Source organism: Streptomyces xantholiticus (genome assembly GCF_014651015.1).
Taxonomy (GTDB): domain Bacteria; phylum Actinomycetota; class Actinomycetes; order Streptomycetales; family Streptomycetaceae; genus Streptomyces; species Streptomyces xantholiticus.
The window spans coordinates 21,144-30,322 of the sequence record NZ_BMWB01000043.1 but is presented as its reverse complement, the minus strand read 5'-3'; the positions used below and the strand labels follow the sequence as shown (position 1 = coordinate 30,322).

Below are 9,179 nucleotides of genomic sequence, written 5' to 3'. Positions count from 1 at the left end.
GGTGTTGCGCCCCGCGCTCCGCGCGGGGCGCTGCGCAAGCCGGGTGACGCTCCGTCCGCTGCGCTCCCGGAGCTGCGGGACTTCGTCCCGCTGCCAGGCCTCCGCTTCGCTCCAGCCTGGCAGGGCGGGTCCGCTGCGCTCCCCCGCCGGACGGTCCTTCCGGCTGCGCCTCCAGTCCCCTCGGCCCGCTGCCGCGGGCCGGGCTGGCTGGCTGCAAAAGGGGCACGTGGCTTGACTCTGATGGCCACCTCAGCTCTCGGAGTGACATCCCATCAAGTATGCGCGTGACGTGCCGCAGTGCTCACGGTCCAGCAGGCTGGGTTCGTCCTGCTGTTTCAATCACCCTTGCTCTTGCTGCTCGGTGCGTCCCTCGAAGTCGCGTCGTACCGCTGCACCTTGGTCTTCGATGAGCCCACCCTCTTCAGGGAAGTCCAGAACCGTGCCGCAGTGGCTGCACAGCTTCCCGTCTTCAGCCGGCGTGCCACATGCCTTGCAGAACCGGTTGCCCTTCTCGTTTTCAGTCTCCTGCGTCATGACTCTCCGGGAACAGAATGAAAGTGTTGGATTTGGGTGCGGAGTACCCGTGGCATCGAAGTTGATTCGCTCATGGTGACTGCTTCATTTTTAAGCTGCTATAGACTCTGGATTGATGGGACTCCAGCTCTGTGAGATCTGTGCTGTTGCAGGGTGGCTGTGCGTGTCTCGGATCAGGGGCGTGTATCGCCGTCTCGGTGGAGCCCGTCTCGAGGGCCAATGCTTGTTGTTCGCAGGCTGGTTGTTGACGTGGGGCGTCTGAGAACGGTCGTCTGGCTCCGCAGAAGAGATGTAGATCGGAATGGCTGTGAAGGAACTCCGTCCTCATCAGCGAGAAGCCGTGGACGCAGTACGCCGTGCGCTCGAATTTCCTGCACGGTCTACCGTGCCAGAGCGGGGTCTGCGCGCTCAGGTGATCATGACAACCGGAACCGGCAAGACCCTCGTCGCCGCCCGGAGTGCCGAGGAGCTCCGGGCGGGTCGTGTGCTGGTCCTCGTGCCCTCGCTGGACCTGCTTGCCCAGACCGAGACCGCATGGCGCGAGGGCGGCCGCGCCGGCCCGATGATCGGGGTCTCGTCCCTGCGCGGCGAGGAGGCTGCCTTCCCGAACACCACGGACGTGGAGGAGCTGGTCGACTGGGTGCGGCCGTTCGACAAGATCACGGTGTTCGCCACCTACGCCTCGCTCGGGCTCGGCACCCTGGAACGCGCACACCAGGCCGGCCTACCGGGGTGGGACCTGATCGTGGTCGACGAAGCGCACCGGACGTCGGGACGGATCGGAAAGCCGTGGGCGGTGGTCCACGACAACACCCGCATCCCGTCCCTGCGGCGCCTGTACATGACGGCCACGCCCCGGCTGTGGCAGTTCGACGAAGACCAGGAGCAGCAGGGCGCACCGGGTGAGCTGGTGGCGAGCATGGAAGACTCCCCCGGCTCCCCCTTCGGCAGCCGCTGCTACACGCTGACGCTGTCCGAGGCGATCGACCGCGGGATCTGCGCCCCCTACCAGGTGGTGTGCGTGGACATCACCGACACCCAGCTTCAAGCCGTGCAGCTGCTGGGCGAAGACGCGCGCTCCGAGCAGGTGCGCGGGGCGCGGCTCGCCGCCCTGCAGACCGCGCTGGTGAAGGCGTCAGCGGAGGAAGGCTTCCGCAGGACGCTGGTCTTCCACCACATGGTGAAGGAGGCCGAGGCTTTCGCGGCCGGCCTTGCCGACGTCGCCGCGCAGCTGCACGCTTCTGATCCGGAGCTGTACCCCAGGACAATCTGGGCCAACTGGCTGTGCGGCGATCACAAGCCGGGGCACCGGCGCCGAGTTCTGACGGAGTTCGCCGACGGGATCGCCACGGATGGCACGGCCGTCGAGAAGGGCTACCTGGGATCCGTGAAAGTCCTGGGCGAAGGCGTAGACACCCGCAACTGTGACTCCGTGTACTTCGCCGACGTACGCGGCTCCATGCCCGACCTCGTCCAGGCCGTCGGCCGGGCGCTCCGGATGCAGCCCGGCGAGGGGAAGGTCGCCTCGCTCGTGGTGCCGGTCCTGCTCGGGCCGGGTGAGACGGCGGAAAACATGCTCACCTCACGGGCGTTCGGCGGCCTGGCGAAGCTGCTGGAGGCGCTCAGGGCACACGACGCCCGGGTCGTGGAGGCTCTGGCGCAGCAGCAGGCGCCAAGCCGCGTCAGGGGCGTACAGAGCCGCAGCGGGCCCCAGGAAGGTGACGAAGCCGCGAGCGACCGAAGCGACCGTGGTCTGTCAGTACCGGCCAGAGAGCTGCTGAAATTCAGCACCCCCCGCGACCCCGCCCAACTGGCCGCCTTCATCAACCTGCGCGTCCTCAACCCCGAACACCAGCACTGGCGACGCGGCATCGAAGCCGCCGCCATCTACGCCCGCGAGCACGGCGACCTCAAGGTGCCGTTCACGTTCCGCGTGCCGGGCCGCGACGGCCAGGAGGCAGAGGCGGAGGGGTGGCCGGCCGCGCTCGCCGGGTTTCCACTTGGGCAATGGATCGCCGATGCAAGGCGCTTCTACGCCCGCGGGGACATGGACGTCGACCGTGTGGAGCAGTTGGAGAAGCTGGGCATGGTGTGGTCGCACTACGACGTCGCCTGGGAAGAAGGCCTCGCCGCGGCGCGCGGATGGGCAGCCGAAGCAGGCCATCTCTTGGCCCCGCTGGACGCCACTTACCAGGGCTACCGCGTGGGCATCTTTCTGAAGAACGCGCGAGCCGCCGCCCGCCGGGCCGCCGAAAACGAGCAGCGGCGTGCTGAAGGGCTGCCCGTGAAGTCGGCGGTCGGGGCGCTGTCGGAAGACCGCAGGGAGCAGTTGGAGGAAATCGACCCGTCGTGGTGCCCGGCCTGGCCCGTGGAATGGCAGCGAGCCTTCCACCTCACCCGGCAACATCTGGAAGAAGGCGGCGCGCTGCCGATGAAGCCGGGCGTGGTCGTGCGCCAGGGCGAGGATCTGGGGCGGTGGGTGAGGGCGCAGCGGCTCGGCTTCGACAAGCTCACCACCGTCCAGCAATGGATGTGCGAACACATCCTCGGCATCCAACCCGCCACCGAGAACGAAAAACCCAAGCCACGGACCAGCCAGGCCGACAAATGGGCCCTCAACTACGCCGCCGCCCGCCAGTACTACCAACGCGAAGGACACCTTCGCGTACCCCGCAAACACATCGAACGGATCATCGTCGGCAGCGGGGACGGGGAGGCAGGCGGCCGCGAGGACGGCCAGGACCAGGAGGAGCGGCAGCTCCGCCTCGGGGCATGGATCGGGAATCAGCGGAGCAGGGCCGCGACGCTGACGCCCGAGCGGGTGGAGCAGCTCTCCGCCATCGGGATGCGTTGGACCTGACCGGCGAACAAGCTCGAGGCCGCCCAAGCGTAGCTACTGCGCCGCCGAGTCCCGCCCTGAAGCGGTGGTCTGCAGAAAGTCGTGGAGCGAGGGTGCTCCGGCTGGAGCAGCTGCCGGTCGAGCAGGCGTGACATGGCGAGGTCTCTTCCCCCGGGGCGGGACGCGTTCCCGTCCGACAGGGGTGCCCGGGGGCACGGGAACGAGTTGGGTGCAGCCTTCGACGCGGAGGAACGGGAGGAGGGGCCCGGCGTTGCCGGGCCTTTCGAACCTGCGACGACGGGGGCCTTGACCCATCTAAAGACCCCTACGAGGCGGCGGCTTCCGGGGAGCGGATGTGGGCGGCCAGCTCGTCGTACAGGTACCAGTCCGTCTCCGCGAGCCCCTGCACCCGCTTGACGAACTCCGCCCACGCCGCGAGACCGTGAAGCTGGGGGGCCTTCGTCCAGAAGAGCGCCGCGAACTCGGGCATCTTCGCTGCGGCCCGGCACTCCTGGTTCTCAGCCCAGGCAGTCAGGATGCCCTCCAGTTGCTCCGGCTGGATGAAGCCGGCGAGCGGGATCACCACGCTCTCGGCGAAGTGTTCAGCGGTGCGGTAGCTGCCGGCCGCGGCCAGGATCTCCGCCACGACGTCGGTGAAGTAGGCGGAGGGATTCGTCGCGATGACGTCGGCCTGCTGGTACGGCCCGACTTCGGCGAACTTGCTGGCCAGGGCAGGGATGCGAGCCCGGATGGCGTCGCTCCCGGCCAACGCGATCACGTCGATCACCCAGCGGGCCTCCGTGCCGGCGGACGGGTACTGAACCTGGTCGACGTAGGTGCCGATCTGCTGGCACACCGCCGCGTCGAGCGCGTCGGTGAAGACGTCGAACTCGCCCAGGCGCGCAAGACCCTTCAGCTGCCGGTCGATGGGAAGCTCGTTGAACTTGGCCATGGTTTTGGTGACAGCCTCCCGCACGGCGTCGCGGTCGTGCCGGGCGAACGCAATCAGGCAGAGAGCGTGCCGGTCTGCGGCCATGCTCGCGGGGATGCTGCTGGTCTCGGGCACCGGCAGTTCGAGCATCGCATGCTTGGCCGCGATGCCAACGATCTGCTTCCAGGCGCTGGACTTCACCCGCTTGGCGAACATCTGCACCAGGTAGTCGGCGTGGCCGACGAAGGAGAGGTCGTCCACGTGGGCGATGTACCGGTCGAACGCCTTGCGCCCCTGGGTGGGCGGGTGCACCAGCAGGGCATCCAGCGCGGCCACGAGGTGGGCCCGCGCGTAGTCGCCGGTCGGGGCGAAGACGTCACCGAGCGAACGGAGGGAGGGGTGTGCGCAGAGGTTGCGGTCCTCCTTCAGGCGCAGCAGTTGTCGGTGCTCGATCCCGTCGATCAGTTCCAGATCAAGCGCGTCCTCCAGGAGCTTCTTCTCCACATCCTCCACGATCTTGATTGCTGCGCCGTCGAGCTTTCCCCGGGCCTCGTTAAGCTTCGCGACGATCTCGGCGGCCTTGCCGTCGCCGTCCTCGGCGAGCTGGTAGAGCTTGTGGATAATGTCGGTGCAGACGGCTGTCCAGGTCGCCACGATGGCGGCCCGGGGGGGTACCGGTGCTGTGGCAGCGAAAGGCGTCGTCGACCAGCGGTCGGACCTCCTGGTGCCAGACACGGGCAATGCGTTCTTCGAGGCTCTGCACCAGCTGCTCGCTGTTCTGTGAGGGCCCGCGCGGTGCGGGCTGGCCCGGCGGCCGGCCGGGGCGGAGTTGCCGTCTCCCTATGGATAGGCGGCGGAGACTCGGCCGGACACTGGGTTTCCCTGACGGCACCGGCCTACAACTGGTCCCCGGACGGCGCGACTCCGACAGCGGGGAGGGCTTCGATGATCCGCGCTGAAGCGCTGGAACGAGACCTTGGAGGCCCTCTCCCCAACTGAGCGAGCGGCGACCCCGCGTCGTGCACCCGAGGCGGGGGGCTCGGGCGCTAGGCCCCGGTCACTTCGTCCAACCGGTGCTCCGCGCTGTGCATGCGCTCCGTCAGGGAAATTGAGCGGCGTCCGTACGGCAAACGTGCGGTTTGAGTGGTCACCAGGGTAGTCCAGGCTCCCTCATCGGGGCCGCTCGGGCGCGGCTGCCGGAAAGCGGTGAGCGGCGTGGCGGGGAGCAGGCGGGCGAGGTCGAAGGTGGCGGAGTTGGTGTCGGCGGCCAGGAGCAGCAGTCGCAGGCAGGGGGGGTCAGCCAAGGCGACTGAAGGCCCAGCGCAGTAGCTCCTGGTCCACGCGGGGACGGCCGGTGCGTGCCAGGGCAGTGCGAGCGTGGGCGGTCAGCTGGGCCCAGGCACGGAAGTTGCCGTGAGCGGCGTGGCTGTCGGCGAAGGCGATGTCATCGGGGTCGGCGTCCGCCCAGACCGGGTGGAACAAGGGAATGGCCTCGAGTACTTCGCTGGGGGTGAGGCGGGTGAAGTGCTGCCAGATGAAGATGCGGGAAGAGAGCATCGGTTCGCGGCGCAGCACGGTGTGGCATCCCTCGCCACCGACGAAGATGATCGCGAGCTGGGTTGAGGGTTCGTCCCACAGATAGCGGAAGTATTCGAACGCCTCCCCGTTCAGCCACTGGGCCTCGTCGACCAGGAAGGTGCGGGAGCGTTCAGCCAGGGCTGTCTTCAGCAGACGGTCGAACTCGCTGGGGTGGCGCGGTGGTTCACCGGCCAGGTCGAGCGCGGTGAACAGCTCGTAGCGCACCGCACGGGCGGTGGGACGGGCCCGGAAGGTGATCTTGCGGACGTCCTCGTGCGGTTCGAGTCCGCGCAGGCAGGTGTTGACGGCGAGGGTCTTACCGAAGCCGGCGCCGCCGTGGATGCACATCATGGCGCGGGCGGCGACCGTGTCGGTGATGTTCTCCCGGGCGGTGAGCAGGGCGCGGGTGGTGACCACGGACGCATCGGGCAGGTCGACGTACTGGTAGGTGGCCGCGGTCACGAGGCGTCTCCGTCTGCGGTCTGTGCAGTGGGTTCGGGTGGGCCGTCGGAGGCAGGTTCGGACGGGACGGGAGCAGGCCGGCCAGGCGCGGTCCGGGTGGCGAGGGAGGGCGGGGTGCGCCAGTCAGCCGGTGGCGCGGCGGGCGGGATGAGGTCCGGCAGCGCCACTTCGAGGCGTCGGTGTGCTCGACGGCGGCCAGTTCGTCCCCGGCTTGAGCGGAGGTGAGGGCTCCCAGCCGTTGGGCCGGCCCGGCCGTGGTGGCCGGGGCGAAGCGCTGTCGGCGCAGCTTCTCGGCGGCTTTCACCTCGGCGCGCAGACGTCGGGCACGCTCCGCACGGACTGTGCGCAGGGCATCGAGTTGTTCGGGGGTGGCCGCGTCCGCGAGGTGCGCGGGCGCGGTAGGCGCCGAGTAGCCCGCGACGCTAGCCCCGGCCGTGCCTACGGTCCGCGCCCATGCAGCCGCACCGCCACGGCGCCTGTGAGGCCGTCCAGGTGCTGTACGGCTGCAGCCGTACTGGGCCGGGTGTGAGGGTCGGGTGACTCACCCGCGGGTGGCGGCATCAACGTCGCCTGCGTTGACCAGCGCCCTCCTCAGCTTCTGTACCTCGGAGGGGCGTTCATCCTGCGGCAAGGCCGTTGCGGCGTCCAGCAGGGCGCGGGCGTGACATCGGGCACGTTGGCTGTCCAGGCGGCCGGGGCGACAGCGACGAGGCGGTGCAGGACCATTGCGTAGCCGTCGGCGCCGACGTCCTCGGCGGTGGCCGCCGCCGGCCCGCGGGCGGCGGCCACCTCGGCCAGGTCCTCGGCGTCCAGCACCGTGGTCGCCTTGACCGGCTCCAGCACGGGCGCGGTGCGCGGGTCGGGCGGGCCGGCGGGCTTCAGGCGGCGTACTGCGTCCAGCACCGGCTCCCAGCCGGCCAGCAGTCGCGCGGGCAGGACGGGCGACCAGTCCCACACCCGCAGCCAGCCGACGAGCGGCTCGGCCCTCCCGTCGGACTGCTCGGCGTCGGCGGGAAGCACCTCCTCCAGCAGGGCGAGCGGCGGCGGGGTGCCGAGCGCGGTGCGGACGTCCGCTTCCAGCTGCGCGGCGCGCTCGGGCGGGCAGGCGCCGGGTGTCTCGTGGTGTGCTGCCGTCGTGGGAGAGGCCGTTACCGCGGCGCTGCGGCCAGTACGGTCGTGGCGCGGCCGCGTGCCGAAGCTCGACAGCACGGCTGACAAGCTCCGTGAACCTCTCCTGCCGGTCCATCCCCGTCTTGATGCCTGTGTCGAACGGTTCCGAGGTCCACGGGTTGCGGTCGGTCACACCGGTATGACTGGGCACCTCCTCAAGTGCGACCGCCGGTCGGCTTCTCGGCCGCCCCATTCCGCTTCGCGGACGCAGAATCCTGGCCATGAGCCTCGATGGCTGGCGCGTCACTCGCCTGGCCTGCGGTGACATGAACGCCCGCGACCGCGACCGTGCAGAACCCAATCTGTCTCCCACAACCGAGGTCACGTTCTCCGTTGGGCAGGCGGCATCCGGTCCGATGTCCGGATGCGGGGCTGATCTCGCGGCGCGCCAGGCGGGTCCAGCGTTACCAAAAAGCTTGAGTTGCTCAACCTTTGATTTTCACCATTATTGCCATAACCTTGTCGGGTGGAGCTTGCAGAGGCGGCACGCGGCGCCGAGCTCTGTAATCAGGCTTCATTGCCGGTGGCCCAGCGCATATCTCCATCGACAGGCCAAAAGCCCTCCTCGTCCGGGTACTTGGCTGAACCCGCACCCTTATCCGATAGGCATGTCAAATGAAGACCCCGAAGCACCCCGACGGCGGATCCGTTTTCGCCCCGGTCGACCACCGCACGGCAGTCGCGGCGGAGACCGCCCGGTTCGTCGCAGTGGTCAAGGACGCCGACCTGGCGACAGCGGTGCCCAGCTGCCCAGGCTGGACACTGGCCGACCTGGTCAAGCACACAGGCAGCGTCCAGCGCTGGTTCTCGGTCCTGTTGCTGGAGCGCATCCAGGAACCACCGCGGAAGCGAGAGGTGGACCTGCGGCTCCCGGACCAGGATGACGGATACGCCGACTGGCTGGCCGAGAGCGCGACCGTCGCCGCGGACGCCTTCGCATCCACCGACCCGAACCTGCCGATGTGGGCGTGGGGCGTCGACCAGCACGCCCGCTTCTGGGCACGCCGGATGCTCTTCGAGACCCTGCTGCACCGGGCCGACGCCGAGCTGGCGCTCGGCTCCCGGCCCACAATCGATCGCCTGGTCGCGGTCGACGGGATCGATGAGTTCCTCGTGAATCTGCCCTTCGCCACCTCCTTCGCCCCCAAGGTGGCCAATTTGCGCGGCCCCGACAAGACCATCCGCTTCAGCTCCACCGATGGGGACGACGACTGGCTCGTCCGCCTGCGATCCGACGGCTTCGGGCTCAAGACGACCCACCCGACCGCGGATACCGCTGACGCGACCGTCCGGGGAACCGCGGCCGACTTGCTCCTGCTCGTTTACGGCCGCCTGCCCTACACCGCAGAGGTCCTCGCCCACGAGGGGGACGAGGACCTGCTGGCCCACTGGTTCGCCAACTCCGCCTTCTGAGACGGCGCACTTCCCCTGCTGCGGGTGCCGCCGGAGTCGAGGGGGGCGTGCGGAAAGGAACTGCCCCGGAGCAGGCACCTCACCGCGCGGCCCACCTGACCAACCGGCTCCAGCAGTGGCGCGGCATCGCCACCCGCTACGAGAAGACCGCGCTGGAACTTCCGCCAGATCCGGCCGACGGTGGACTTCGACAGACCACTGTGCTCGGCCATCGACTTGCGGGACCAGTGGGTGGCGTTCTTCGGGACTTCC

Annotated in this window: 8 protein-coding genes; 3 read left to right on the top strand and 5 right to left on the bottom strand. The window is 69.1% G+C overall.

Annotation, left to right across the window (positions count from 1 at the left end; translation table 11 throughout):
* Positions 1 to 339 precede the first annotated feature (339 nt).
* Positions 340 to 534, bottom strand: coding sequence for a double zinc ribbon domain-containing protein (locus tag IE198_RS33930; protein WP_189893762.1), 195 nt, complete (start codon positions 532 to 534; stop codon positions 340 to 342).
* A gap of 301 nt (positions 535 to 835) precedes the next feature.
* On the opposite strand from IE198_RS33930, the gene IE198_RS33925 reads away from it, so the two are divergent.
* A complete protein-coding gene (locus IE198_RS33925) occupies positions 836 to 3,394 on the top strand; it encodes a DEAD/DEAH box helicase (RefSeq protein ID WP_189893760.1) in 2,559 nt (852 codons plus the stop codon).
* A gap of 304 nt (positions 3,395 to 3,698) precedes the next feature.
* Here the strand turns inward: IE198_RS33925 and IE198_RS33920 are convergent, their stop codons facing one another.
* The 4 genes from IE198_RS33920 to IE198_RS33905 all read right to left on the bottom strand — a co-directional run bounded on the left by IE198_RS33920 (position 3,699) and on the right by IE198_RS33905 (position 7,553).
* Positions 3,699 to 4,958, bottom strand: a complete 1,260-nt coding sequence (locus IE198_RS33920; protein ID WP_189893758.1) for a hypothetical protein — start codon at positions 4,956 to 4,958, stop codon at positions 3,699 to 3,701.
* 392 nt (positions 4,959 to 5,350) lie between these two features.
* A complete protein-coding gene (locus IE198_RS33915) occupies positions 5,351 to 5,608 on the bottom strand; it encodes a hypothetical protein (protein WP_189893756.1) in 258 nt (85 codons plus the stop codon).
* Positions 5,601 to 6,344, bottom strand: a complete 744-nt coding sequence (locus IE198_RS33910) for an AAA family ATPase (RefSeq protein ID WP_189893754.1) — start codon at positions 6,342 to 6,344, stop codon at positions 5,601 to 5,603. The genes IE198_RS33915 and IE198_RS33910 overlap by 8 nt, the downstream gene beginning before the upstream one ends.
* A gap of 591 nt (positions 6,345 to 6,935) precedes the next feature.
* On the bottom strand, positions 6,936 to 7,553 hold the full coding sequence (locus IE198_RS33905) for a hypothetical protein (RefSeq protein ID WP_189893752.1): 618 nt from the start codon (positions 7,551 to 7,553) through the stop codon (positions 6,936 to 6,938).
* A 576-nt stretch (positions 7,554 to 8,129) separates the two neighbouring features.
* Between IE198_RS33905 and IE198_RS33900 the strand changes: the two genes are divergently transcribed.
* Together IE198_RS33900 and IE198_RS35980 are read left to right on the top strand one after the other, a co-directional pair.
* The gene (locus IE198_RS33900) at positions 8,130 to 8,927 is read left to right on the top strand and encodes a maleylpyruvate isomerase family mycothiol-dependent enzyme (protein ID WP_189893749.1); all 798 of its coding nucleotides are present in this window, start codon (positions 8,130 to 8,132) and stop codon (positions 8,925 to 8,927) included.
* 47 nt (positions 8,928 to 8,974) lie between these two features.
* The coding region (locus IE198_RS35980) for a hypothetical protein (RefSeq protein ID WP_229834807.1) at positions 8,975 to 9,179 on the top strand (205 nt) is incomplete at its 3' end.

Excerpts from the sequence above, each read along its gene's own strand:
- IE198_RS33900 (WP_189893749.1), top strand. The coding sequence starts at position 8,130 with ATGAAGACCCCGAAGCACCCCGACGGCGGATCCGTTTTCGCCCCGGTC.
- IE198_RS33925 (WP_189893760.1), top strand. The coding sequence starts at position 836 with ATGGCTGTGAAGGAACTCCGTCCTCATCAGCGAGAAGCCGTGGACGCA.
- IE198_RS33930 (WP_189893762.1), bottom strand. The coding sequence starts at position 534 with ATGACGCAGGAGACTGAAAACGAGAAGGGCAACCGGTTCTGCAAGGCA.